Raw genomic sequence first — 24,879 nt, 5'->3', positions numbered from 1 at the left:
GAAGAGGCTTCTCAATCTCGCAGGTTGCGATTAGCTTACGAGATTACGCCCGATTCAAGAGGACGCGCCTGGTCGATGTCAACATCGATGACGTCTCCATTTACTACCGTCGCACGAAGGCCTGTTCAGGAATGCTGCAATCTCGAATCGGCTGGGTTCTGTTCTCTTGGCTGGGGCTGATCATATTCCTGTTTACAACCGGGGCGATCGCTCTCTTTTTGCTCGACGGTCTCGAGCGATCCCGGCTGCGACAGCTTGAATCTCTGCAGACTTCGGCGCAGTTCTTTCGCCGTGAGCTGGCCGCGATCGGCTTGTCGCTTGATCCGCCTGCGCTGGATCAGCTGGTCCAGGCGCAAGCAGAAGACTCAGGACTTTACGTGACCGTCGCCGACGAAGATGGCAAAGTGTTGATCGACTCGCGACTCGATGCAGCTCGCATGGAGAATGTCCTCCGCTTGCCAGAATTTAAAGCGGCGAAAGAGAACGGGATAGGCGAATCGGCGACCGACTCGCAGTTGCCGGGAGAGCCGTTCCATTTTGTTGTCTTGCCGCTGGAAGAAGAGGGGAAGCTGGTTGGCTATGTCCGTGTCGGTCAGGATATTGGGGCCGGCGGCTGGCCTGCTTCCTACCGGATGGTGATTGGATTGCTGGTGCTGGGGATCCTTCTATTGATCGGCGCCTATTTTATCTCGCGTCGATTTGAAGAGCGAATTATTGCGCCGGTTCAGCAATTAACGCGCGCTTGTGCAGGCGTAGAAAAGGGAGACTATACCGGACATGTCTGGGCCGCTGCGGAAGACGAACTGGGGGAAACTGCGCGGCAGTTCTCGCGCATGCAAGCTGCGATCGACCTGCGAGTCGATCAGCTAACGGCTGAATCAAATCGATTAAAGACGGTGCTGGGAAGTATGGTCGAAGGAGTGATCGCCGTCGACGCCCAGCAACGCGTGCTGCTGGCCAACGGGGCGGTACGCAAATTGTTGGCGATTCGCGCGGACGACGTGGTCGGACGGCCGTTGTTAGAACTAACGCGCAATCGTTCTTTGGATGAGTCGTTTCGCGCGGCGCTGGCTAGTGACGAGCCTTATCGTAACGAGTTTGATGTTTCGACGACTCCCCGGCGCACGCTCAGTCTGCAGGCGAATCGCTTACCAGGCGATCCTTGTCCCGGCGTCGTGATGGTGCTGCATGACGTGACTGAATTGCGGCGGTTAGAAAATATGCGGCGTGAGTTTGTGTCGAGCGTTTCTCACGAGCTGAAGACGCCGCTATCGGCAGTTCGCGCCTATACTGAGACCTTACAGCTGGGCGCCATTGAAGATGTCGAGAATCGGGGCTATTTTCTCGCGCAAATTATGGACTCAGCCGATCGGCTGCACGAACTGATCCAAGATATGCTGCAATTGGCGCGGATCGAATCACGCGAAGAAGCGTTCGACATTACCGAAGTGCCGATTGCCGGCGTTATTCAGAAGTGTCTGCAAGTGCAGCGCGATGTCGCAACGGCGCGGCGGATCGCGCTGCGGATACATCCTCCGGAAGAATCGATCTCAGTACTGGGGGACGAAGAAGGAGTTCGCACGATTTTGGGTAACTTGATCGACAATGCGATGAAGTATTCGCCGGAAGGGGGGTCGGTGGATGTCGCCTGGGCGGTGGAAGGGACGCATGTCGCGATCACGGTCAAAGATACGGGAATCGGCATCCCGCAGGCGGCGCTGGAGCGGATTTTTGAGCGTTTCTATCGGGTTGATAAGGCCCGCTCACGCGAGATGGGGGGGACCGGACTGGGACTTTCGATCGTCAAACATACCGCTCAAGCGATGAACGGCGGGGTGACCGTCGAAAGCCAGGTGGGGGAAGGAAGCACGTTTACGGTGCGGCTTCCACGGGGATGATTTTTACAAATTAACGAAGTCGCTCACCTAGTGTTAACATGATGTTAACAATCGGCGACTACAGTCTACCTCATCAGGAGATTTCCTCCTCGGCTTCGTAGCCGCTCCCCCCGTTTGGAACAACGCCCGATGAGCCGCCATCTGCAACGCGACCTTGATTCTCTGCATCGAGAGATTCTGTCGCTGTCAGGTCTGGTGGAAGAGATGATCGAGAAGTCGATCAAGTCTCTGTTCGACCGCAGTTTCCTTTTGGCCGAAGAAGTGATCGCAGTGGACGAGCTGACCGACCAAAAGGAAGTAGTGATCGAGGAAGAGTGTCTCAAGATGCTGGCGCTGCACCAGCCGGTTGCTGTTGACCTGCGGCGGATAGCGACGGTCATGAAAGTAAACAATGATTTAGAGCGGATCGGGGACCTCGCGGTCAACATTGCTGAGCGCGCCAAATGCTTGGTCCAATATCCAAGCTTTGAGATTCCAAGTCGAATGGAGCGGATGGTCCACATCACGCGGCAGATGGTCGCCGGAGCGTTAGACGCTTTTGTCGGTCTTGATAGTCAAGCTGCGATGAACGTCCGTCACTTGGACGATGACGTCGACATGCTCAATCGCGAAATCATTCTCGAACTGCAAGCTCGGATGAAGAACTCGGTCGCCGAGATTGAGCCCGGCTTGCATTGTTTTTCGGCCAGTCGCCATATCGAGCGAATCGCTGACCATGCAACCAATATCGCCGAAGATGTCATTTACATGATTGAAGGCGAAATCATCCGGCACCAGCCGGGATTATCAAGCTAGTTGGACTATCAAGTTAGTTGCTGTCGAGTTCGTTACCTACTACCTTTTTATGCAATCTACGCTGGGGATCGCTTACTGATGGCCCGTTTGAAAGTTCTCATCGTCGAAGATGACCGTTCGCTCGCCGACGTCTTGGCGTACAACGTGCGTCAGGCCGGTTACGAGGTGATCGCAGCGTACGACGGTCAAGACGGACTTACCCAAGCCCAGATCAAAACTCCCGATCTGATCATTCTCGACCTGATGCTGCCGGTGATTGATGGTCACGAAGTGTGCCGTCGGATTCGAGCAGATGCGTCGACCAAAGACATCATGATTTTGATGCTAACCGCCAAGTCGGAAGAGTCCGATCAACTGATCGGATTCTCGCTGGGGGCCGACGATTACGTCACCAAGCCGTTCAGTGTTAAAGTGCTGCTAGAACGAATCAAAGCCCTTGTTCGACGCAAGCGTGGCGCCGATAACTCGCTGGATGACGTGGTCGCTTCGCAAGGAATTACGATTGATCGTCGACGACATCGCGCGACCGCCAGCGGTCGCCCGCTGCAATTGACTCGCAGTGAATTTCGCTTGTTAGAGACGCTCACACGCCAGCCAGGACGCGTATTTGAACGCTCAGAGTTGATCGACGCAGCTTTGGGGGAAGACACCGTCGTAATGGAACGCACGATCGACGTCCATATTCGGGCACTCCGCCGCAAAATGGCCGACGAAGCCGAATTAATCGAAACCGTGCGCGGCGTCGGTTACCGGTTCCGTGACCCCGGCGCCGTTACCGACACCACCGATGATGCCGACGTGGATCCAATCATCCAGCACTAGAGTTGCAGACGGCTCGGCTCTGCTCTCGAAGGCTGGAGAAGAGCCGTCGCTTCCGAAAATATAAAACGCCACAAGCAATTAGGCTGACTCGTCGCTGCCGCGACTGTCGCCTAGCTGCGATGACGCCGGAACAGCAATCCGTGTCCATTTTCTTGCCCCTGCGGGCCCTCCCCGCGGTTGAGCAAAAAGCAAGGATTCTCTAGAATCGCTCGGTTCAGCCACGCTATGGAGAATTGATAGATATGGAACGTTCGCTCATTCTACTGAAACCTGACTGTGTTCAGCGCCGTCTGATCGGCCGGATCATCAGCCGCTTTGAAGACAAAGGGCTGAACATCGTCGGCATGAAACTGATGCAAATCACGCCCGAACTGGCGAAACAGCATTACGCCGAGCATGTCACCAAGCCGTTTTATCCCGGCCTGGAATCATTTATCACCGCGTCGCCGGTTGTCGCGATGGTGCTGGAAGGCTTAGAAGCGATTCGCGTGATTCGCGATATTCTGGGTGCGACCAGTGGTTTGAAAGCTGCCGCCGGCACGATCCGCGGCGATTACAGCAGCAGCCGCCAGATGAATCTGGTTCATGCGTCCGACGGCCCCGAAGCGGCTGCCCGGGAGATCAAGCTCTACTTCACCGAGTCCGAACTGTGTGACTGCACGCCGAGTCTGACTCCTTGGCTACGAGCCGACGACGAATAGTCGCGACCTTTGCCTAGAAACACTCTTTGTTGAAGACGGCCTGCTGTTGCTGGGCGTTAAACTAGGGGGGACAGTTCCAATTTTTGACTCAAAAATTGGAACTGTCCCCCTTTTTTTCGATCCCACAGATTCTCTTAGAAAATTCGTGCGCTATGCAACCTTTGCCTAACCGGGCCGAGTAAGTCTATAGTGAACGCCTGAAATCTTGTTGTTTCGATCAATTGCTACGAAGCACGATTTCACCCTGCCGTCAAAATGGAGTGAGGATTTTGAAAACGGATCGATTCGCAGTCGTCAGCTTGGTTTTGTCGTTGCTCTCGCTAGCAAGTCTGCCAGCCGCCGCAAAGGAGTCACAGCAGCCCCTGGCTGAGAACATCACGCTGTTGGACGCGACCGGAGAGATTCATCCGCTAGCGGCCGCTTCGGCCAAAAAGGCCCGGGTGTTTGTCTTTGTGACCGGCGAATGCCCGATCTCACGCGGCTACTTTCCGTTGCTTGGCCGATTGGACAAAGAGTGGAATACACCGGAGAGTGAAGTTTCGCTCCGAGTCGTCTGGGCCGATGTAACGGACACGCCGGCTAAGATCCGCGAGTTCGCCAAAGAGTTTGCGATTGAAATGCCGATCCTGGTCGATCGTGATGGCCAGCTTGGTCAGCGGTTTCAAACCAAATTTGTCCCCGAAGCGTTTGTGCTAAACGAAGCTGGCCAATTGGTGTATCGCGGGCGAATCGATGACATGTATCGCGAGATCGGCCGCAAACGACCCGCTGCGACTGAAAATACACTGGCCGACGCCGTAGCCGCCGTTGTCACCGGTCAGCCGGTCAAAGAGGCCGAAACCGCCGCCGTCGGCTGTTTTTATGAATCGTTCGCGCCGCTTAAAGAGGAAGCCGGCGAGGTCACCTATACCCGCGACGTCGCGCCGATCTTGTACGCCAACTGCGTTACGTGTCATCGTGACGGCGAAGTCGGCCCCTTTCCGTTGGTCAGCTATGAAGACGCGGCGAAGCGCGCCCGGCAGATCGCCCGGGTTTGCGAATCGCGATTGATGCCTCCCTGGAAAGTGGCCGAGCGGCATGGTGAGTTTGAAGGGCAGCGCACCTTGACCGATAAGCAGATTGCCGTTCTGCAAGCTTGGGCCGCAACCGATCGCCCGCAGGGGGATCTTGCTGACATGCCGCAACTGCCAAAATTTCCGGAAGGTTGGTACTTGGGTGAGCCCGACTTGATTGTGGAAATGCCGGCCGAGTTTGAAGTGCCGGCGGATGGTCACGACCTGTATCAAAACTTTGTGATCCCGATTGACATTCCCGAGGACAAGTACGTTGCGACGGTCGAGTTCAAGCCGGGGACTCCCAGCGTCGTCCATCACTCGCTGCTCTACCTAGACAGCAATGGCGCGGCTCGCAAGCTAGACGAAAAAACGCCGGAGCCCGGCTACGGCACTTTTGGCGGACCCGGCTTTTTGCCGACCGGCAGCATCGGCGGTTGGTCGCCAGGCAAGACGCCTCGCAAGCTGCCTGAAGGCTTGGGGCGTTTGCTCGGCAAAGGCTCGGATCTGGTGATGCAGATCCACTACCATCCCAGCGGCAAGGTCGAAAAAGATCGCTCGAAGGTAGGCATCTACTTTGTCGACAAGCCCAAGCAAGAAGCGTTCGCTTTGTGGACCTCTTCGTTTTTGCATGACATCAAGCCAGGCGAAAGTGATTATCGCTTAAAGGCGTCTTACACGTTGACCGAAGACGTGACAATGCTCAGCATGATCCCGCACATGCACTTGTTGGGACAAACGATGGACGTAGTCGCCCAACTCCCTGACGGCACAACCCGCGATTTAATCCATGTGCCAAAATGGGACTTCAATTGGCAAGACGAGTATGTCTACGCCGAGCCCTTCTTTTTGCCAAAGGGAACCAAGATTGTCTCCGAAGCGACCTACGATAACTCGGAAGCGAATCCATCCAATCCCAGTTCTCCGCCGCAGCGCGTGACTTGGGGAGAAGAGACCAACGACGAGATGCTTTACTGCTTCTTCTTGGTCACCACCGAAAAAGACGCATCGATCCAGCCGATGGTGATCGATCGCCTAACGCGCGAAGGAATCGATCGCGCGGCGGCGCGCTTGCGTTTGAAGATGGGTCTGCGAAACTAAGTGTGATCAGTTCCCGGGTTTTGCCCTCACGAGAGAATCCCATCATGCTGCGCACCTATTCTCTGTTATCGTTGGTTTTGTTGGCAGGGCTGCTAATCGCAGATGCGAAAGCCGCTGCTCCCAAGATCGAGAAGGATGTCGTCTACGGAACTGTCGGCGATCTAAAGCTCCTAGCCGATGTCTACTCACCGGCGGAAGAATCCAAGACTCCGCGGCCGGTCGTGTTGATGATCCATGGCGGCGGTTGGCGCGGCGGCAACAAAAGCTCAGGCGTCCAGGGTGCACTCGGCACTGCGTTGGCGGGTCGCGGATACGTCGCGGTCAGCATCAACTATCGCTTGGTGAAAGATGGCGCCAATGGCAATTTGGAGAACCAATGGCCCGCGGCGATCAACGATTGCCGTCAGGCAGTCCGCTGGATTCGCGAAAACGCCAAGCAGCTAAACATCGATCCTACCAAAATCGGCGCCGTCGGCGACTCGGCCGGCGGGCATCTCGTTTCGTTGCTAGGGACTACCGATGCGGCTAAGCCAGGCGAAACATCAACCCGCGTGCAAGCGGTCGTCAACATCTACGGCCCCGGCGACCTGACCAAAGATTTCTCGAAGTACGAAATCAAAGCCGGTCCCGCCGTCCAGGAAATGATCGACAACTTTTTGGGCAAAGGAAACCAAGGAAACCAGATCGCAGCTTCCCCCACGCTGCATGTCGATGACCAGAGCGCCAGTTTTCTGATCCTGCAAGGCGGCAAAGATCAACTCGTCCCTCCGCTGCAAACCAAAGCGCTGCACGACGCACTCCGATTGTCAGGTCGCACCTCTGAATATGTTCTCTACGAAAACGACGGCCACGGCTTTGGTCCAGCGACCGCACTGCAGGCGATGGTGAAAGCGGTGACCTTTTTTGATCGAGAGTTGAAAGGGGAGACGGCGGAGAAGTAGGAGTAGGCCGAACTTTGGGGGGCGTCTAGGAGCACGTATCAGAATAGATTTCGGGACTGAGCCTAGCGCCGGCATGACTAGCTTGGCTTCTATTGGCCGGGCTCTTGACTAGCTTTCTATATTCGGGCAACTAGTCGGTTGCAATTGGTCGACGCCAGCAGAGAGTGCTTGTCATTGGCCAATGACGAATGTCTAAGCTGGCAGTAAGCTGCGGGGGACATCGAAACATTATTTGGCGTTCAATCGATGAGTATCGTGAGCTAGGCGTGCTCTATTTTCATCGCGGGTTGCAAATCGCTCGGCTGCACCCAACTTCCAGAACCTCTAAAATTCTTTCTTGCCGAGGTGTACCAAATAAGGTACTATTGGGATGGCGAAGTCAAATAGGCCGATAAAACAGATTGAAGCGAGATTTTATCAATCTGGCAGTGGGCGGGAACCGGTTCGAGATTGGCTATTAGGGATGGACGAAGCCGATCGATAGATTGTTGGAGATGACATTCGCACTGCGGAATTTGGGTGGCCTATCGGGATGCCGATTTGTCGTCCCCTGACGGGGCATGCGGGACTCTGGGAGATCCGTAGTAATCTCACCTGCGGGCGCATTGCTAGAGTTTTCTTTTGCACCCAAGGAAATCAGATGGTGCTGCTGCATGGCATCGTCAAGAAAACGCAAAAGACTTCGACCAAGGATCTGGATTTGGCCAACAAACGAAGAAAGGAACTTGAGTAATGTCCAAATCAATCGTCCGGAAAAAGGTGGCGAAGAAATCGCCGCCGAAACAGAAGGTCAAATCCGCCCAAGGCATGATCGGTTCCACGTTTGAATCCTACTTGAAAGAGCAGGGCACCTTAACGGAGACGACAAGCCTTGCGATCAAACGCGTGCTTGCGTATCAGCTTGAACAAGCGATGCAAAATCAATCGCTAACCAAGAAGGCGCTGGCCAGTCGCATGCAAACGAGTCGATCTCAGGTCGATCGGGTTCTGGACCCCGAGAATGAAGGCGTCACGCTAAAGACGTTAATGGATGCGGCCAAGGCGGTCGGACGTGAGTTGAAGATTGAATTGCGGTGACCCATATTTTTACCATTCCGGGGCGATATTGGGCGCCGCTTAAACTCTCTTCTCCAGAAATGTGACGCATCGCACTAGTTGCGGAAACTTCTTGGGAATCTCAAAAATCAAAGATGGGATTTTCGGATTCCCCTGGATCACGTCGCATTGGAATCTGTCGAAAATAACAATGCGGCTGGCCATTGCCGTAAGCAAAATTTCAGCGTGAAAGCAACTTCCCTCTGCCCGTTGATAGGTGACCACTCGTCGGAAAAAGCGGATCCGGCATGTGGCCAAACCAGTCACGATCGCTTTCCTGGATTCACCAGTCGCCGATCCGCTGCACCACGATCAAACAGTCTGGCGTCGACTGCTTGTCTAAAAAGAGTCGATGCGATAGTGCGCTTCCGCTGGTATCTCCACCAGGAAGATACATTTCAGGATGCTCGCGAATATGGGTAATCGAATCGAGAATTTCTAGATCTGACTCGTCGTACATGGTTGCGGTAACTGTGGGGTGGCGGTGGCAAGCTTGAAGTCATCTTTCCCGCGAATCCAAGATTACTATTTTCCCCTTTAACTGGATGATCGTGCCCAGTCTATCTGGCAGTTTCCCCCGATTAAGAGTTTCGTGCCGGATCGGTGAGGATTTCTGGCAATTTCTTTCTCCCCACGCCCCTTCATGCACCACGCTCCTCGTGATAAATTGTCGCGATGAACGTCACCCCCATGATGCAGCAGTACCTCGAAGCGAAGGGAGTTTGCGGCGACGCGATCCTCTTCTTCCGGATGGGGGACTTCTACGAACTATTTAACGACGATGCGAAGACCGCTGCGCGGGTGTTGGGTATGACCCTCACCAGCCGCGACAAAGGCGAAAACGCCACGCCGATGGCCGGTTTTCCGCATCATCAGCTTGATAATTATCTTGGCAAGCTGATCCATCTGGGGTACCGAGTTGCGATCTGCGATCAGGTCGAAAACCCCAAAGAAGCCAAGGGGATCGTCCGTCGTGAGATCACGCGGATTGTCACCCCCGGCACGCTGACCGATGACGCGCTGCTTGAGCCGCGCGAAAGCAACTATCTGGCCGCAGTCGCGCTGCCAGGCAAAAAAGAGACGGCGGCCGAAGTGGGGGTCGCTTGGGTCGAAATGTCGACGGGACGCTTTTATAGCGGGGTCTTTCCGACGGCTCGGCTGGCTGATCAGTTGGCCCGCATCGCGCCCTCGGAATGTCTGGTCCCTGAAGAGTCGAACGTGGTGCCGGCCCATCTGCACGAGTCGATCTTGATGACCTATCGCCCTGCTTGGGCGTTTGGCAAAGATGGGGCCAACGAGGTGCTAAAGCGGCACTTCGAGACGATGACGCTGGAAGGTTTTGGTTTTCAGGAAACCGATCAGCTGGCCGTCTGCGCGGCCGGTGCGGTGCTCGAATATCTCGAAGAAACGCAGCGAACTTCGCTGCATCATATTGAGCGGATCACGCCGTATCGGGCGAGCTCGACGCTAGAGATCGACGAGGCGACGCGGCGTTCGTTAGAGCTAACCCGTACGATGCGCGATGGTCGCCGCGATGGTTCGTTATTGGGCGCGATTGATCGCTGTGTGACGGTGATGGGGGGCCGCTTGCTGGGCGATTGGCTCTCGAATCCGCTGACCGATTTGGAAGGGATTCATCGGCGGTTGGATGGGGTCGAAGAGCTGGTGCTAGAACCGGCGCTGGCTCGCGATCTGCGCGAGAGTTTAAAAGAGATTTATGATCTTGAGCGGCTGTTGGCCCGCGTGATGACAGGCCGCGCGTCGCCGCGCGATCTTGGCTATATCTGCAAGACGTTAGAGCGGCTGCCGCATATCAAAGCGAAGATCACATCACGGCGCAGCAGCATGCTGCGGCTGCTAGAAGAGCGGCTCGATCTTTGTCCAGAGATCCGATCGCAGTTGGCGACCGCGCTCGGCGACAGCTTGCCCCTTTCACCGCGTGACGGCGGCGTCATCTGCGCTGGCTTCAATGCCGATCTTGATCACTTGCGCGGTCTGGCGGCCGGCGGCAAGCAATGGATTGCCGACTACCAGAAACAAGAGATCGAGCGCAGCGGCATCGCCAATTTGAAGGTCGGCTTTAACAAGGTGTTTGGTTACTTCCTGGAAGTAACCAACGTCAACCGCGAGCGAATCCCGGCCGATTACATCCGCAAGCAGACGCTAAAGAACGCCGAACGCTACATCACGCCCGAGCTAAAAGAGTACGAAGAAAAAGTTCTCTCGGCCGACGAGAAGGCGAAAGACCTGGAGTACGAGCTGTTTGTGCAGCTACGCGATGCGGTGCAGTTGGACGCCAAACGGATCCAGCAAACCGCCGACGTGTTGGCGAACTTGGACTGTTTGTTGTCGCTGGCCGAACTAGCGCGAGAACGCAATTATTGTCGTCCCCAGGTGGGCGAGTCGACGGTGCTGCGGATCTTGGATGGTCGACACCCGGTCCTTGATTTGAAAGAGATCGAAGGAGGTTTCGTACCGAATGACGCCCAGCTTGACAGTGAATCTGGCTTTATCGGCTTAATTACCGGCCCCAACATGGCGGGCAAAAGCACCTACATTCGTCAGGTGGCGCTAATCTCGCTGATGGCGCAGATGGGCAGCTTTGTGCCGGCTCGCGAAGCCGATCTGGGAATTGTGGATCGCATCTTCGCGCGAGTCGGCGCCAGTGACGAACTGTCGCGTGGGCAAAGTACGTTTATGGTCGAAATGACGGAAACGGCCCGCATTTTGAATACCGCGACCAATCGCAGTTTGGTGATCCTGGACGAGATCGGTCGCGGCACCAGCACCTATGACGGCGTGTCGCTGGCCTGGTCGATTGTCGAGTATCTGCACGACAAGATCGGCTGCAGGACGTTGTTTGCGACCCACTACCACGAGCTGACTGATCTGCGTACGTCACTAGCCGGCGTCGTCAATCTTAACGTCGCTGTGAAAGAGTGGGACGACAAGGTGATCTTCCTGCATAAGATCGTCCCCGGCGCCGCCGACAAAAGCTACGGCATCTATGTCGCTCGCTTGGCCGGTGTGCCTCGGGAAGTGAACGAGCGGGCCAAGCAGATTTTGAATCAGTTAGAATCAGAACATCTCGACAGCGGCGGCAACGCAAAGATCGCGTCGAAAAAAGAGCGACGCCCGAAGACCGACTTGCAGCTTAGTCTGTTTGGTCCGCACGAGCATCCGCTGCTAGGAAAGTTGCGCGAGGTCGATATCGACGAGACGACCCCACTACAGGCTTTGCAACTGTTGCAGGCCTGGAAAAAAGATTTGCAAGACGAAGGAGATCGCGGTGGCTAACTTTGCAGAACGCTTGGCGACGGCAGTCCAACACAAGGGAACTCCGGCGCTGGTCGGCATCGATCCGCGATTCGAGCAACTTCCACCGGCGCTGCAAACTGACAGTTCACTGGCTGGTCAGGCCGCTGCGTTCGAGAAGTTCTCTTGTGAGTTGATCGATGCAATCGCCGACTTGGTCGCCGTGATCAAGCCGCAAGCGGCGTTTTTCGAGCAGTTGGGCCCGCTCGGCATGGCGGCGCTCGCCAAGGTGGTGACGTATGCTCGCGCAAAAGGCTTACTGGTGATTATGGACGCCAAACGGGGCGATATCGGCAGCACAGCCGAAGCGTATGCCCAAGCGTATCTGGGGAACGATAGCGCCTGGGGAGCTGATTGTTTGACGGTCAATCCTTATCTAGGAGACGACAGCCTGACGCCGTTTGTGGATCAGTGCGTCGCGACGGACTCAGGCATCTTCGTGCTGGTCAAGACTTCCAATCCCGGCAGCGGCACGCTGCAAGATCTGACGATTGATGGGCAAACGATCTATCGCCGCATGGCGATGCATGTCGAGTCGCTGGCTACCGCGACCAAATCGCCGAGCCAGCAATATGGCGCGGTGGGAGCAGTAGTTGGAGCGACCTATCCGGATCAATTGTCGGAGTTACGTGCAGTGATGCCGTCGGCTTGGTTGCTGGTGCCAGGGTACGGCAGCCAAGGCGGAGGAGCGAAGGATGTCGCGGCGGCATTTGACGCTGATGGTCTGGGAGCACTGATCAATAATTCTCGGGGGATCAACTTCGCGTTCGCCAAAGATCCCTACAAGTCTCAGTTTGGCGCGGCACGGTGGCAGGATGCAAGCGCTGCGGCGACTCGCGAGATGATCGAAGCGCTGAAGGCCGATACGACCGCCGGAAAGCTGGTTAGGCTCCCTCGCTGAAGCCGGATTCCAAGAGAACTTCTCACAGGTTTGTCCTGACCGTTGTAGCGTGATAGAAAAATTTGCAAAGTTTTGCGAACGTCCTTGCGCTGTGCAGGTAAAACGGTGGAGTTTCTGGATTTCTACAAGCGGGAAATAAACCGCCTCATCTTGGTTGAAAAGGGGAGCCAAGGGGGATGATATCCGCTTCTCCCAGCATTTCTTTCACTCAAAGTCAAAAGAATTGTCAAAATAGTTTCCGATGGATTGCGGCTTTCCTAGGAAGATTAGGAGAAAAATGCGCGTTTATTTCTGATGCACGAGAGCCGTCGATTGGTAGTAGCATCGTGCAAAAGAAGCTTTGGCCCCTATTTTTTCGGAGATTTGAAGATCAACAAGTGCCGATGAGGCACGGCAAGCTAGGCTTGTGTTTTTGTAATGAAGAAAGATATTTTCCTGACGTCATGTTACGCAAAAGGAGCCCCCCAGCTGGGAGGATAGAAGCGTTGGTTTCTCCTTCGTATTTTAGTGCTTACCCCGTAACTGAAGCGCAACCCCTCATGCCCCGCGCTTGCGAAACAACTGCCTTGCGCATTTGCGACAGGCATTGGATTATTTTTCCATGTTTATAGGGGAAGCTTTCTATGCAGATCTCTTGGATCGGCGGTCGACGCCGTAGCGCCTTTACGCTCGTAGAACTGTTGGTGGTCATCGCGATCATCGGCGTCTTGATCGCTTTACTTCTGCCGGCGGTGCAACAAGCCCGCGAAGCAGCCCGCCGCATTAGCTGCAGCAATAACTTGAAGCAGTTGGGCCTGGCGATGCACAACTACCACGACACGTATCAGGCATTGCCATACGGGCAATTCAGCGTCGGGGCCATGGTTGGGGCAGTTCAGGACGTGCCTGGCGAATATCCGATCGGCACCACTTGGTTTCACTGCATATTGCCGTTCATTGAGCAATCTTCGTTGTACGATTCGATTAAGGCCGATCTCAACACTACGACGACGCTGAATATTGACGCCAACTTTCGTAATCAAGTCGTTGGCGCTTTTGTCTGTCCTTCGGATCCCAATGGCGGCAAGGTTGGCGTGCACGGCTTTCAAGGGAACTACCTGGGAAGTGGGGACGTGGATGTGCCGAATGCCGGTTCGGCTGCTGACGCATCGCAAATGGATGGTCTCTTCTTTGTGAAATCGCACATCAATTTTCGTGACATTCTCGACGGCACCTCGAATACCTTGATGCTCGGCGAGTGCGTTCAGGGTAATCCTGATGCACCGGGCGCGGCAGTTTTCGATGATATCGCTGATTACTGGCATGGCTATGCTCTGGAGTCAATCTTTACCGCCGCTCCTTGGTATGGGTTTAACAATTCGGTTCCGGATCTGACGGGGCCCGGCGGCTGTCCGAATCCTCCCAACAACGGAACTCCGAAAAAGCCGTGCAACGCCGGCGGCGGAACTGCTTCCTGGTATCTGCTCCGGAGCATGCATCCAGGCGGCGTAATGGTGAACCGAGCTGATGCGTCGGTCTCATTTTTGCAGAATACGATGGACGCGACGATGTACTCCAATTTCTGCAATCGGCGCGACGGTAACGTTGTTCAGGGATTTTAAGTCGACTCGTCAAGGCGACGCTTCTGGCCTTGGAATCAACACGAATCATCGCGGCAATAGGGCCGTGATGAGCAATGCGTTTCGCCAGAAGTGCGCGATGTCGTATAACCATTGTCGAATCAACAACTTATAGGAGCGGCAGTTTTGACGTTGTCCACGTCGAGACGCCATCTATGTAACTATGTCAATAATATCACATAAGAATTTATTCGGATTAATGTTAGGTGTCGCTGCGGTATCGGCATTTGGTTGTTCGCGAGGTCCTGAGATGATTACGGTCGTTGGAACCGTAACCTTGGATGGAACGCCGCTTCAGCAAGGCTCCGTAATTTTTTCACCGAAAGCCGGCTCGGTGAATGACTGCGCTTCGGGAGCAGTTAACAGCGACGGCCAGTACGCCATCGAGTGTGTTGCCGGTGAGAAGAATGTAATGGTCACCGGCTCAACGGCAACCAACAAGATGGCGCCATTTCGCTATCTGCAGCCGACGCAAGAGTTGTCGGCGAATGTTACTAAGGAAAGTGACGAAATCAATTTCGCCTTGACGACAAAGCCGGCGAGACGATCGCGTTAAGATAGTGGCGTTGGTGCGGTGCATGTAGGCAAACATGAAAAGGGAGGCGGATGATTAGCCGCCTCCCTTTTCTTTTTACTGGGCGCGAGCAACTGCGGTGAGAAGCAAGAGTGAGCCCCAACCGGCAGCCAAAAGCAGAGCACCAACGGGAGCGAAGATCGCTAGCATCGGCTGGTCAAAGATTGCGGATGCTATCGAACCTAAGCAGAGAAGAACCGTACCCAGCGTGAATGCAGCGCCGCTTGCATGTGAAATTATTTGCGTTTGGCGGGTAGCAGCGGGGATAAGCCCCAGGGCGAGCATCGCCAGCGAACTGAAAGCTAGGTAAAGGTTGCCCTTCTCAAGATTTTCCCACCGCTCCAGGCTGTATGCCCGATCCAATTCGCTGATCAATAGTTTCTTGGGCTTCGCGACGCTGCCGTCTTCGTTGAGGGTTTCGTGAACCTCAACCGCCTTCTCTACGAGCTCGGCGTCTAGTTTCGCTTTGATTACGGGTGCGAAGACCAAGCCTGTCAGGACGGCAGTTAATCCGAACAACGCTCCGCCAATCATATTAAACCGCGACATGTCTCTAGCCCTAGCTCAAGATAAAAGATGTGGGAATGGGGCGTTTTCTCGATTGTAAATGATATGCGTGCGGATAATAGGGATGATGTATGCACATGCGGTAAAAATGTTAAATGAAATGATTGTAGGTGGTGTTATAAAATGTCAGGACTAAAAGGGATTTGTCGGCGAACTTGATTTTTATGCTGTGCCGGTGCTGCGGCGATGCTTGCGCACTCTGACTTGCTGCTTGCCTTTTCTGGAGCTGCGCATTTCTGCGGCTTATCGTTCAATTTCTAAAGTACACTAGCGCTGGCGGAGCGTTTCTACTTGTGGGCGGAGATTGCGGCCTACGGTTGGAGTCGATTTCGCCCCCTTTGTTGAACAGGACCGCCGCGGACGTTCTAATAGCCGCTCCCCGTCGACTTGCCCCCCCCGCTGGAGTTTTGCTGATGCACGCTTGGTACTTAAGAATATCTGGCCAACGGATCGTGTGGGCCGCCATTTTCTCGCTACTGCTGGTCTCGCCGTTATTTGCACAAGGTCGAGGGCGTGGGCCAACTCCTCCGGCGCCGGAGCCGACGGTCGACGACCCGCGTCTGCTGAAGTTTCAGAAGGAATTTGTCGAGAAGGCGGAAGACCTGGGAGATGAGTACGCGCGGAAACAAGACTGGGCGAGAGCGAAATCGGTGTTCGTCGAGATCTTGAAACTCGCGCCGCAATACAAAGGGGCGCAGGACAAGCTAGAAGCGATCAATCGCAACTTGATTGGGTCAAACCGCAAGAAGCTGTTGATCAGCGCCAACGGCGATTGGCGCGATACCGGCATCAATGTCAACAAGGGCGCCTTGTTGCGGATTGTGGCCGAAGGGAAGTGGACCTTCGTGTTTGAAGGGGATGCCGATGGCGTGGAAGCGCCGCGCGAACTGCGCGACCTAAAGCTGGGTAGTCTGGTCGGCTATATCGCGATCCCTGGTGACAAAAAGCCGCAGCCGTTTACGATTGGCAAGCAAAAAGATCTCGCGGCGCCGGCGACGGGGCGATTGTTCTTGAAAATGTTTGACGTCGATAACACGGACAATCAAGGGACGATGGCGGTTGAAATCGGCGGCGAGTTCGAATAAAACGCCGTCATGAGCACTCAATCGATAGAAGGTATTGGTCGGATTCCCTGGCTCGGCCGCTGGATTGGACTAGCGGTCGCGATCGGGTTTATCGCTGGTCCTCATTGCGGATGGCAACTTGATTCCGCAACTCCCCAGCTGAACTACATGGCAGGCGTCGCCGCGCTGATGGCCGTCTGGTGGATGACCGAAGCGCTGCCAATTGCGGCGACGGCGCTGGTTCCGTTGGCGCTGATGCCGTTGCTGGGGATTCAATCGATGGCCGATGTCTCGGCCAACTATGGCAGTCGCTTTATCTTTCTGTTTTTGGGGGGATTTTTGATCGCGTTAGCGGTTGAAGAAAGTGGATTGCATCGCCGAATTGCCTTGTCGATCGTGTATGCGATGGGGGATCATCCGCGGCGAATTGTGCTGGGATTTATGATTGCGACGGCGGCTCTCTCGATGTGGATCTCGAACACCGCAACCGCGCTGTTGATGTTGCCGATTGCGGCGAGCATTTTGACGCGCGTTGACGCAGGTCAAATGTCGCCAGAGCGACGCGTGAATTTGGGGGCGGCCCTGATGTTGGGGATCGCTTATGCGGCGAGTATCGGTGGGGTCGCGACGATTATTGGTACGCCGCCGAACGTCGCCTTCGCCAGCTTCTATGCCCAAGAATATCCGGATGGCGAATACGTCAGCTTTTTGAGTTGGATCATTCTAGCGCTTCCCTTCACGCTGATGTTTCTTGGCATTAGCTGGTGGATGATGACCTATTGGATCTTTCCGTGCGGGTCCGAAGCTTCGATCGGCGGTCGAGAAGTGATCCGCGATGAACTCGATAAACTTGGGGCGATGACGACCGCGGAGTGGCGCATCGGCGTCATCTTTGTCATTACAGCGCTGCTCTGGATTTTGCGCGAGCCAGCGAGTGGTTGGGGTTGGGGGCCGTTGCTGCAAAATGATTATGCGGACGACGGTACGGCGGCAATTTTGATGGCGCTGCTGTGTTTCTATTTGCCCAGCGGGAAAGAAGATGGAAGCCGACTGCTGCATTGGCAGTCCACGGTTCGGATTCCGTGGGGAGTGCTGTTGTTGTTTGGCGGCGGCGTGGCGCTGGCCAACGGCTTGCATGTGACCGAACTCGACCGTTATTTGGGAGAACGGCTTGCCGGCATGATGACCGGTTTGCCGCCGATTGCGATGGCGGCGCTGACGGCCAACGGGATGATCTGGCTGACTGAATTAACCTCCAATCTGGCGAGCGTGCAAATGCTGAATCCCATTCTGGCCAGCACGGCCAATGAGTTGCAGGTCAGTCCTCTGCTATTGCTGATCCCCTCAACCCTGGCGGCCAGTTGCGCCTTTATGATGCCGGTGGCGACTCCCCCCAATGCGATCGTCTACAGTTCTGGCCGGGTGACGATGCGGCAGATGATAAAAGCGGGATTTGTATTGAACCTGGTTTCTCTGGCGCTAATTGTGCTGGTGATTTCGACGATCGGTCCGCTTGTGTTCCATTCTCTGAAGATGTAGCGGGACTTGCCGCCGCCAATTTGTCGGCGAGGCGGCGCATTGGTATCCTAGAGAGACCTATCGCACTGAACTTACCTGAACCTTTGCTGAGAGACATCATCATGAATCGCGTCTTCCTCTTTTCAATTTTCGCCTTGCTGGCGGTTTCGTTGGTTAGTTTAAGTATGAATACGCGTTCTTTGGCCGATGACGCCGCCAAACCAGAAAAGTTGCTGCGGCATGTGGTGGTTTTCAAGTTCAAGGAAGGGGTGAAGCCCGAGGATCAAAAGAAGATCGAGGAAGCGTTCGCCGCATTGCCAAGCAAGATCTCGCAGATCGCCGATTTTGAATGGGGGACCAACAACAGTCCCGAGATGCTCGACAAAGGTTTTACCCATTGCTTTCTGGTGACCTTCAAAAGCGAAGCCGATCGTGAAGCCTATTTGCCGCACCCTGCGCACAAAGCATTTGTCGAACTGCTGCTGCCCCATTTGGAGGAAGCGTTTGTGATCGACTATTGGGCATCCAAGTAGCTCGTAAGCAAGCAATTGACAACCAACAAAACCAGCAGCAAAGCAGTTGAATATGCGACCGCACGGTAACGTACAGTTTGATAACTCGGGGCGTGTTGTGTTGGTGACCGGAGGCGTCGGAGGAATTGGCTTGGCCATCTGCCAAGCCTTTGCGGACTCGGGGGCGACCACCTATGCCGTTGACATTGCGCAGCCGGAGGCCGGAGTCGATTTGCCTGTCAAGATGATTGTTGGGGATGTTTCCAATCGCGACGATTGCCGCCGCGTTGTTGCGCAAGTTCTGGAAGAAGCGGGCGCGTTGGATGTGTTGGTGAACAACGCCGCGATTCAGCCTGCCGATTCTTATCGACCGATCGATCAATTATCGCCGGCGGTCTGGGAGAAGATGGTTGCGATCAACCTTTCTGGCTACACCTACATGGCGATGGAAGCTGCGGCCGTGATGCGCAAGCAGCAGAGCGGGGTGATCGTCAACATGTCGAGCGCCCAAGGGCACCGGACTGCGCGCGAAGTCCCTGCCTATGGACCGATCAAAGCGGCCAATATCATGCAGGCCAAGCAGTGGGGCGTCGAGCTAGCACGCGAAGGGGTAAGGGTTGTATCGGTTTCTCCGGGAGCAGTGGGAACTCCGCTATTGCGGGCTTCTCTAGCACAACAGGGGGGCGAGCGGCCGCTTGCCAATCGACATCCGTTGGGACGCATCGGCGAACCGCCAGAAATCGCAGCGGCGGTGCTCTGGTTGGCCAGTGACGGCGCATCTTTTGTTACCGCTACAGATCTCGAAGTGGATGGTGGATTGGGCGCATTTGCGGCCTTCGCAGACCCATTTTCTGATACCACCATGCCTGGGCGGCTCGACCGATAAAACCGTTACAACCAGCGCGACATTCAAACGCTCAATCTTAATATCCGATTGTGCGGGATCTATCCGATGATCGCGGCATGACGAAATTGTTTGTTTCTCTCGTTGTGTCGTGGATGCCTGATATGTTGATATTGCCAAGTAGGCTTGCTAGCGCGGTTGCCGCGGGGCTTATCCTGCACTGCTTTATGCAGTTCGCATCGCCGGTTTCGGCGCAAGAGACGTTCTTTAGCAGTTTCTCGGCCGAGCAGCAGTATGTTGCTCCACCGGATGAGTTCAGTCGCCGGCTGATGGAGTTGGAGCGGCGCATCGATCAGTTGGATGCACCGGTCCAACAGGCGCCTGCACCGGCAGGCGCGATGCCAAACATGCAAAACATTCAAAACGTGCAGACGACGAACGTCGGGCACTTGATGGAACGAATCGAGCGATTGGAAGCGGCGCAGACTGCTCAAGGGGCGGTGATCGCAAAGGTTGCAGAGGATTATGTTCCACCAGAGAAACCGACCTTCAAGCTTGGGGGCCGCATCCACTTGGATAACTGGAATTTTCCGAGTAATACGCCCGGCATAGGTTTCTTTGAAAATCCAGCCACCGGGAATGATCCTGAAAATCGCTGGGCGTTTCGCCGCATCCGCTTGGAAGCTGGCGGCGATATCTTTGAGACCATGTTGTGGCGGATGCAAATCGACTTCGCCAATCCCAGCGAACCGGCGATCAAAGACGCCTACATTGGTTGGGACGAACTGCCCGGCAACACGACCGTGCTGCTAGGCAATCAGAAGCGTCCACTCGGATTGGATCACTTGAATAGCTCGCGGTTCAATATATTTATGGAACGACCGCTGGTGATCGAAGCGTTCAATGAAGATGCACGTCGGTTGGGCTTGTGCGGCTACAGCTACTCAGATGACCTCGTCTACAATTGGCGCTACGGCATTTACAACTTGGAGAATATTTCCGAAACCGGCGCCTATATCGGCGACGCGTTTCAAGGAAGCGGCAACGCACGCTTAGCCAGCAGTCCTTGGTATGACGATTCATCCGGTGGACGAGGTTACTATCACTGGGCGATCGCCGGGATGGTGGCCAATCCTGACGGAGACGTGTTGGCGACGACGCCGCACGCGAATCAAGGGCGCTTTCGAACGCGTCCAGAAGCACGTTCGTCCAGTCGTTGGATCGACACTGGCGCGATCGCCGGAGCGGATTGGTACGAGATTTTAGGGCTAGAATCGATGTTGAACGTCGGCGCCTGGAACTTCTGCGGCGAATACCAATCAACCTGGTTGCAACGCGACAACGGCATGAGCGACGTCAATTTTCATGGCGGATACTTGCAGGTCGCGTACTTCCTGACCGGCGAGCACATGGCCTACGATCGCAAAAGCAGTACGCTCGATCGCGTTTATCCGTTCGAGAACTTCTTTTTGGTTCCCGATTGCAACGGCAACTTTGGAACCGGTTGGGGCGCTTGGCAAGTCGCGGCACGCATTTCTTATTTGGATCTGTCAGATCAAAACATCCAGGGGGGCGTTGAGACCAACGCTACGCTGGGCTTGAACTGGTTGTGGACTTCGCACTCGAAGTTGCAGTTCAATGCGATCTACGGCGACATTAGCGAGCACCGATCGGTCGGCGGATATACCGGAGGCAACTTCTGGATTCTGGGGGCACGCTTTGCGGCTGATTTTTAAACTTCCTAAAAAATCAAAACAGCTCGCTGCGGCGAAAGCAATAAAAGGATGGATATGATGCGACGGATTGCAATTTATATGTTGTTGGCTGGACTGGCGCTCTCGGCGAGTGTGGTTCAAAGCGGCGAAGCATTGGTTGGCGGCTGCGGGCGACCAACGATTCAGGGCAACTGCTGCTGCGAGCATCCCTGTTGGGAGTGTGCTCCGTACCTGTTGAAGAAGTCTTGCGAAGACGAAAAAGAGCATTGCTGGACCACACGCTGCAAGCAGGTCGAAATTCCCCCGGTTCGATTCCCATGGGAAAAAGCCGATTGCTGCAACGGTGAGCCGCCGCTGGTCAAATGCGGAAAAGTTCGGACCGTCAATCAGCTTTGGAAAAACGAATCCAAGGTTTCGGTTCCAAAATATGAATGGATCCGAACGTGTCTCAAGTCGTGCGTACCGTGCTTCAACGCTCCCGCAGCAGCGCCGGCGCCGGCAATCGAGTCGGATAACCCACCGATGCCGCCGATGGTGACGCCACCGGTTAGCGCAGGTGTGAACCCGTCCTATGACATCCTGCCGAGCGGCTATATCGCTCCGGTATTTCTGCCGGCGGTAGAGTAGTGCTATCTCAGCTGTAGTGTCTGATAGCAGCTTGCCTTCAGGGGAACGATCTCCTGAAGGCAATGTTTTTCTGTGGTGAAGAAAAAGAATGTTGGAACAATTCTGAGACGGAAGTCTGTTGCCGCAAACGATTGCATTCACAAGAGTTACGTTCGTCTTCCCTTGGTTTGTGGTGAAGGAAATTGACTTGACTTTGCCGAGCCACTTGACGTAAATTTCAAATAGCTAATTGTTGCCAAAAATCACGGAATGGCATGCCGTCCAAGTCGCCACGCAAAACAGAAGGGAGCGCAATGAAACGAGAAGATCGTAAATCTCGTTTGCCGATCGCGCCTCTGTTCTTGATGCTATTGGCGATGATCGTGGGTACGATCGCGCCGCCGCGCTCGTTATGTGAGCAAGAGACGGAGACTTCGCGAGAAGTTGAGGTCGTGCTGCTCAATCACTTGGTCTCGGCCGAGTTTCGCCCCAAGATCGCATCAGGCGATCGTTCTGCCGCCGTCTTATCAGCCCCATTGCATGTTCGGATTTCACGTTCGGCGTCCAACGCCATTCGTGGCGAGCGAAGCCAGTGGAATGGCTTAGGCGCCGCGTTGCGCTTATAAAGCGGCACGCTCTCTTGGCCCCTGCTTGGGCCGACGTTTGAAGATTGGCTTCAACGCTCTTTTATATTCTGTTGCTGGCAACTGCTGCGCACTCACTGCGGGTATACCTCCGTTGTGACGCTGGTGCGCCTCGTTGCTGGTTTTACCACGAACTGAAGCGCTAAGCTGGCGCGCCAAGGTGCGCCATGGAAATAGGTGAACTATGCGGAAGCTACTACTTGGACTTCGTCAGTTTCAAAAATCGGTCCATCGACGGAAGCAGGAGCTGTTTTCGGATCTTGCCAACGGCCAATCGCCGGAAACCTTGTTCATTACTTGTTCTGACTCGCGAATTGACCCCAATCTGATTACCGGCAGCGAACCTGGCGAGATCTTCGTCGTTCGAAACGCTGGAAATATGATCCCGCGACAAGACATGGCGTGCGGAGAAGCGGCGACCGTGGAGTACGCCGTCAAAGCGCTCGGCGTGCAAGATATTGTCGTCTGCGGGCATTCGCAATGCGGCGCGATGAAGGCGGTGTTGGATCCGAAATCGTGCAAAGATCTCCCCTCGGTGAATGGTTGGTTGCGCAATGTAGGAAATCTACTCCAGCGAACGTTGGATCGTCACGGCGAGCAATCCGAGGAACGCCTGCTGGAGCTTGTCATTCAGGAAAACGTGCGAATGCAGTTAGAGAACTTGCAATCGTTGCGCTGCGTCGCCGAGGCGATGGCGAATGACCAGTTGCGATTGCATGGTTGGGCGTATGACATCGGCACGGGAAAAGTGGAAATGCTCGAAGCGGAAAAGGATACGTTTGCGCCGGTCGGTGGTGCGTCGTATTACACGTTCGATGACATGCCGGCCGACTATTCCTAAGTTGGCCGGAAACCGCCGTTAAGCTCGGATTTCTAGCCGACAGCAACATAGCGACACAAATGTCAGAAAAATCAATCGGACCGCAGTTTTATCAGTGGGAGACGATCAGCAAGGATCTCTTTCCTTCGATCGTCGTCTTTCTGGTGGCGCTGCCGCTTTGCCTGGGGATCGCGATCGCATCGGGCGCGCCTCCTGTGACCGGGATTATTAGCGGGATCGTCGGTGGTCTGATTGTGGGCTTTTTTGCCGGTTCACCGCTGCAGGTCAGTGGGCCGGCGGCTGGCTTAACAGTGATCGTGTATGGACTGTTCGAGAAGTTCCCCATCGAACTAGTCATGTTGGTAATCTTGGCGGCCGGACTGATGCAAATCATCGCCGGCTGCTTGAAGTTAGGGCAGTGGTTTCGTGCGGTTTCGCCTGCGGTCGTCAAGGGAATGCTGGCCGGAATCGGTGTTCTGATTGTTTGCAGCCAGTTTCATATCATGATTGATGATCAACCTCGTAAGGGGCTAGAAATTGGCGGGGTTCATCTGGAAGCTGGCCTGGCCAATTTGCTGACGATTCCCCAGGCAATCGGCCGCGTCTTTGCCTGGGAGGAATCCAAGTCGCATCATTTGGCGGCAGCCTTGGGACTCTTCACAATTGTGGTGATCGTCTGTTGGAAATGGGCCCCCAAGCAGCTTCAACGGATACCCGGGCCATTGTTGGGAGTCGTCTTGGCGACGCTTGTTTCTGAGTGGTTTGCGGTTCCGATCAAGCGATTGGGCGCGAGTATCCCCGATCGTTTTTTCGATAGTTTTGTCTTTCCTAATCTTGGCATGTGGAGCTCGGCGCCGATCTTCGAGATCCTGCTGGCCGCTGCTGGAGTCGCGCTGATCGCCAGCGCCGAGACGCTGCTGTGCGCCACCGCTGTCGACCAGATGCAGGATGGTCCCCGCACAAATTACGATCGCGAACTCGTAGCGCAGGGAGTCGGCAATTCGGTCTGCGGCTTGATCGGCGGTCTGCCGTTGACCGGGGTCATCGTTCGTAGCGCCACCAACATTTCAGCAGGCGGAAAATCACGCTGGTCGACGATCTTGCATGGAGGTTGGTTGCTGCTGTTTGTCGCGTTACTCCCCTTTCTACTAAAGCAGATTCCGGTCGCTTGTTTAGCGGCGGTATTGGTTCATATCGGCTACAAGCTGGTGAATCCAGCGTCGATACGCGATTTGGCCCGCTTTGGGCGAAGCGAGGTTTTCATCTACTTCGCCACACTGACGATGATTGTTGCGACCGATCTGTTGATCGGCGTGTTGACCGGCATCGTGTTGGCTGCTTGCAAGCTGCTGTATGTCTTTTCGCGGCTCGAAATCTGCCGCGAAGAGGATCCGGTTTCCGGCAAGTTGACGATGCGATTGATCGGCTCGGCGACGTTCATGCGACTGCCGACGTTGGCGTCGCAGCTAGAGCAAGTTCCGGGCGATATCGAACTGCACGTCAATTTGGATCAACTGAATTACATCGACCATGCTTGTCTTGATTTGCTGATGTCTTGGGAAAAACAGCACGCTGCGACCGGCGGAAGTTTGGTCATCGACTGGGATGGTTTGGCGGCTCGATTTTACGAGCGTTACCGCGAAAGGGAAAAACCTAAACCGATTGCCGCGGCGACAGACCCCGACGAAACCATGGCTCAAGTGCCATAAAGTTTGCTGGCGGCGCTCTTGCGTCACAAACAACTCCCACCCTCATTCGCGTTGATTCAAGGCTTC

General features: G+C 55.0%; 23 protein-coding genes. 21 read left to right on the top strand and 2 right to left on the bottom strand.

The window, feature by feature from the left end:
• Positions 1-131: 131 nt before the first annotated feature.
• From SH421x_RS16610 to SH421x_RS16575, 8 genes are all read left to right on the top strand, one after another.
• Positions 132-1,898, top strand: coding sequence for an ATP-binding protein (locus tag SH421x_RS16610; RefSeq protein ID WP_488850580.1), 1,767 nt, complete (start codon positions 132-134; stop codon positions 1,896-1,898).
• Between the two features lie 129 nt (positions 1,899-2,027).
• Complete coding sequence (gene phoU / locus SH421x_RS16605) at positions 2,028-2,693, top strand: phosphate signaling complex protein PhoU (RefSeq protein ID WP_488850578.1); 666 nt, start codon at positions 2,028-2,030, stop codon at positions 2,691-2,693.
• A gap of 78 nt (positions 2,694-2,771) precedes the next feature.
• Entirely contained in the window at positions 2,772-3,515 is a 744-nt protein-coding gene (locus SH421x_RS16600; RefSeq protein WP_488850576.1) for a response regulator, read from the top strand.
• 242 nt (positions 3,516-3,757) lie between these two features.
• Positions 3,758-4,216: a nucleoside-diphosphate kinase gene (ndk, locus tag SH421x_RS16595; protein WP_488850574.1), complete on the top strand. Its 459-nt coding sequence runs from the start codon at positions 3,758-3,760 to the stop codon at positions 4,214-4,216.
• A gap of 269 nt (positions 4,217-4,485) precedes the next feature.
• Positions 4,486-6,369 (top strand): redoxin domain-containing protein, encoded by a 1,884-nt coding sequence (locus tag SH421x_RS16590; RefSeq protein WP_488850572.1) that lies wholly within the window; start codon positions 4,486-4,488, stop codon positions 6,367-6,369.
• A 44-nt stretch (positions 6,370-6,413) separates the two neighbouring features.
• Complete coding sequence (locus SH421x_RS16585; protein ID WP_488850570.1) at positions 6,414-7,310, top strand: alpha/beta hydrolase fold domain-containing protein; 897 nt, start codon at positions 6,414-6,416, stop codon at positions 7,308-7,310.
• Positions 7,311-7,794: 484 nt separating this feature from the next.
• Entirely contained in the window at positions 7,795-8,043 is a 249-nt protein-coding gene (locus SH421x_RS16580; protein WP_488856448.1) for a type II toxin-antitoxin system RelE/ParE family toxin, read from the top strand.
• Positions 8,043-8,387, top strand: a complete 345-nt coding sequence (locus SH421x_RS16575) for a hypothetical protein (protein WP_488850568.1) — start codon at positions 8,043-8,045, stop codon at positions 8,385-8,387. Before SH421x_RS16580 ends, SH421x_RS16575 begins: the two co-directional genes overlap by 1 nt.
• 301 nt (positions 8,388-8,688) lie before the next feature.
• Here SH421x_RS16575 and SH421x_RS16570 read toward each other — a convergent pair whose 3' ends face one another.
• Positions 8,689-8,865, bottom strand: coding sequence for a hypothetical protein (locus SH421x_RS16570; protein WP_488850566.1), 177 nt, complete (start codon positions 8,863-8,865; stop codon positions 8,689-8,691).
• 215 nt (positions 8,866-9,080) lie between these two features.
• Between SH421x_RS16570 and mutS the strand changes: the two genes are divergently transcribed.
• The 4 genes from mutS (at position 9,081) to SH421x_RS16550 (ending at position 14,796) form a co-directional block, all read left to right on the top strand.
• Positions 9,081-11,702: a DNA mismatch repair protein MutS gene (gene mutS / locus SH421x_RS16565; protein WP_488850564.1), complete on the top strand. Its 2,622-nt coding sequence runs from the start codon at positions 9,081-9,083 to the stop codon at positions 11,700-11,702.
• On the top strand, positions 11,695-12,621 hold the full coding sequence (gene pyrF / locus SH421x_RS16560; protein ID WP_488850562.1) for an orotidine-5'-phosphate decarboxylase: 927 nt from the start codon (positions 11,695-11,697) through the stop codon (positions 12,619-12,621). The genes mutS and pyrF overlap by 8 nt, the downstream gene beginning before the upstream one ends.
• A gap of 623 nt (positions 12,622-13,244) precedes the next feature.
• Positions 13,245-14,222 carry a DUF1559 family PulG-like putative transporter gene (locus SH421x_RS16555; protein WP_488850560.1) on the top strand — a complete coding sequence of 326 codons (978 nt, stop codon included), beginning with the start codon at positions 13,245-13,247 and terminating at the stop codon, positions 14,220-14,222.
• Positions 14,223-14,490: 268 nt separating this feature from the next.
• Entirely contained in the window at positions 14,491-14,796 is a 306-nt protein-coding gene (locus SH421x_RS16550) for a hypothetical protein (RefSeq protein WP_488850558.1), read from the top strand.
• A gap of 75 nt (positions 14,797-14,871) precedes the next feature.
• Here SH421x_RS16550 and SH421x_RS16545 read toward each other — a convergent pair whose 3' ends face one another.
• Entirely contained in the window at positions 14,872-15,363 is a 492-nt protein-coding gene (locus tag SH421x_RS16545; RefSeq protein ID WP_488850557.1) for a DUF423 domain-containing protein, read from the bottom strand.
• A 431-nt stretch (positions 15,364-15,794) separates the two neighbouring features.
• On the opposite strand from SH421x_RS16545, the gene SH421x_RS16540 reads away from it, so the two are divergent.
• The 9 genes from SH421x_RS16540 to SH421x_RS16500 all read left to right on the top strand — a co-directional run bounded on the left by SH421x_RS16540 (position 15,795) and on the right by SH421x_RS16500 (position 24,813).
• Positions 15,795-16,466, top strand: coding sequence for a hypothetical protein (locus tag SH421x_RS16540; RefSeq protein WP_488850556.1), 672 nt, complete (start codon positions 15,795-15,797; stop codon positions 16,464-16,466).
• Positions 16,467-16,475: 9 nt separating this feature from the next.
• Positions 16,476-17,984, top strand: a complete 1,509-nt coding sequence (locus tag SH421x_RS16535) for an SLC13 family permease (protein ID WP_488850555.1) — start codon at positions 16,476-16,478, stop codon at positions 17,982-17,984.
• A gap of 101 nt (positions 17,985-18,085) precedes the next feature.
• On the top strand, positions 18,086-18,496 hold the full coding sequence (locus tag SH421x_RS16530) for a Dabb family protein (RefSeq protein WP_488850554.1): 411 nt from the start codon (positions 18,086-18,088) through the stop codon (positions 18,494-18,496).
• Between the two features lie 52 nt (positions 18,497-18,548).
• On the top strand, positions 18,549-19,361 hold the full coding sequence (locus tag SH421x_RS16525) for an SDR family NAD(P)-dependent oxidoreductase (RefSeq protein ID WP_488850553.1): 813 nt from the start codon (positions 18,549-18,551) through the stop codon (positions 19,359-19,361).
• A 185-nt stretch (positions 19,362-19,546) separates the two neighbouring features.
• Positions 19,547-21,055, top strand: a complete 1,509-nt coding sequence (locus SH421x_RS16520; protein WP_488850552.1) for an OprO/OprP family phosphate-selective porin — start codon at positions 19,547-19,549, stop codon at positions 21,053-21,055.
• Positions 21,056-21,109: 54 nt separating this feature from the next.
• Positions 21,110-21,661 carry a hypothetical protein gene (locus tag SH421x_RS16515; RefSeq protein WP_488850551.1) on the top strand — a complete coding sequence of 184 codons (552 nt, stop codon included), beginning with the start codon at positions 21,110-21,112 and terminating at the stop codon, positions 21,659-21,661.
• Between the two features lie 293 nt (positions 21,662-21,954).
• Entirely contained in the window at positions 21,955-22,266 is a 312-nt protein-coding gene (locus SH421x_RS16510) for a hypothetical protein (RefSeq protein WP_488850550.1), read from the top strand.
• A gap of 202 nt (positions 22,267-22,468) precedes the next feature.
• Positions 22,469-23,125 carry a carbonic anhydrase gene (locus tag SH421x_RS16505; RefSeq protein WP_488850549.1) on the top strand — a complete coding sequence of 219 codons (657 nt, stop codon included), beginning with the start codon at positions 22,469-22,471 and terminating at the stop codon, positions 23,123-23,125.
• Positions 23,126-23,184: 59 nt separating this feature from the next.
• Positions 23,185-24,813 carry a SulP family inorganic anion transporter gene (locus tag SH421x_RS16500; protein WP_488850548.1) on the top strand — a complete coding sequence of 543 codons (1,629 nt, stop codon included), beginning with the start codon at positions 23,185-23,187 and terminating at the stop codon, positions 24,811-24,813.
• Positions 24,814-24,879: the final 66 nt, after the last annotated feature.

It is taken from the genome of Blastopirellula sp. SH421, from assembly GCF_057808535.1.
Note: the sequence above shows the minus strand (reverse complement) of the source record. Positions and strands in the feature narration are given on the sequence as shown.

Bases quoted from the DNA above. Each gene is read 5' to 3' on its own strand.
- phoU (WP_488850578.1), top strand. From the start codon at position 2,028: ATGAGCCGCCATCTGCAACGCGACCTTGATTCTCTGCATCGAGAGATT.
- SH421x_RS16510 (WP_488850550.1), top strand. From the start codon at position 21,955: ATGAAACGAGAAGATCGTAAATCTCGTTTGCCGATCGCGCCTCTGTTC.
- SH421x_RS16515 (WP_488850551.1), top strand. From the start codon at position 21,110: ATGATGCGACGGATTGCAATTTATATGTTGTTGGCTGGACTGGCGCTC.
- SH421x_RS16575 (WP_488850568.1), top strand. From the start codon at position 8,043: ATGTCCAAATCAATCGTCCGGAAAAAGGTGGCGAAGAAATCGCCGCCG.
- SH421x_RS16570 (WP_488850566.1), bottom strand. From the start codon at position 8,865: ATGTACGACGAGTCAGATCTAGAAATTCTCGATTCGATTACCCATATT.
- mutS (WP_488850564.1), top strand. From the start codon at position 9,081: ATGAACGTCACCCCCATGATGCAGCAGTACCTCGAAGCGAAGGGAGTT.
- SH421x_RS16525 (WP_488850553.1), top strand. From the start codon at position 18,549: ATGCGACCGCACGGTAACGTACAGTTTGATAACTCGGGGCGTGTTGTG.
- SH421x_RS16545 (WP_488850557.1), bottom strand. From the start codon at position 15,363: ATGTCGCGGTTTAATATGATTGGCGGAGCGTTGTTCGGATTAACTGCC.
- SH421x_RS16535 (WP_488850555.1), top strand. From the start codon at position 16,476: ATGAGCACTCAATCGATAGAAGGTATTGGTCGGATTCCCTGGCTCGGC.
- SH421x_RS16500 (WP_488850548.1), top strand. From the start codon at position 23,185: ATGTCAGAAAAATCAATCGGACCGCAGTTTTATCAGTGGGAGACGATC.
- SH421x_RS16530 (WP_488850554.1), top strand. From the start codon at position 18,086: ATGAATCGCGTCTTCCTCTTTTCAATTTTCGCCTTGCTGGCGGTTTCG.
- SH421x_RS16585 (WP_488850570.1), top strand. From the start codon at position 6,414: ATGCTGCGCACCTATTCTCTGTTATCGTTGGTTTTGTTGGCAGGGCTG.
- SH421x_RS16610 (WP_488850580.1), top strand. From the start codon at position 132: ATGCTGCAATCTCGAATCGGCTGGGTTCTGTTCTCTTGGCTGGGGCTG.
- ndk (WP_488850574.1), top strand. From the start codon at position 3,758: ATGGAACGTTCGCTCATTCTACTGAAACCTGACTGTGTTCAGCGCCGT.
- SH421x_RS16520 (WP_488850552.1), top strand. From the start codon at position 19,547: ATGCAGTTCGCATCGCCGGTTTCGGCGCAAGAGACGTTCTTTAGCAGT.
- SH421x_RS16505 (WP_488850549.1), top strand. From the start codon at position 22,469: ATGCGGAAGCTACTACTTGGACTTCGTCAGTTTCAAAAATCGGTCCAT.
- SH421x_RS16600 (WP_488850576.1), top strand. From the start codon at position 2,772: ATGGCCCGTTTGAAAGTTCTCATCGTCGAAGATGACCGTTCGCTCGCC.
- SH421x_RS16555 (WP_488850560.1), top strand. From the start codon at position 13,245: ATGCAGATCTCTTGGATCGGCGGTCGACGCCGTAGCGCCTTTACGCTC.
- SH421x_RS16540 (WP_488850556.1), top strand. From the start codon at position 15,795: ATGCACGCTTGGTACTTAAGAATATCTGGCCAACGGATCGTGTGGGCC.
- SH421x_RS16550 (WP_488850558.1), top strand. From the start codon at position 14,491: ATGATTACGGTCGTTGGAACCGTAACCTTGGATGGAACGCCGCTTCAG.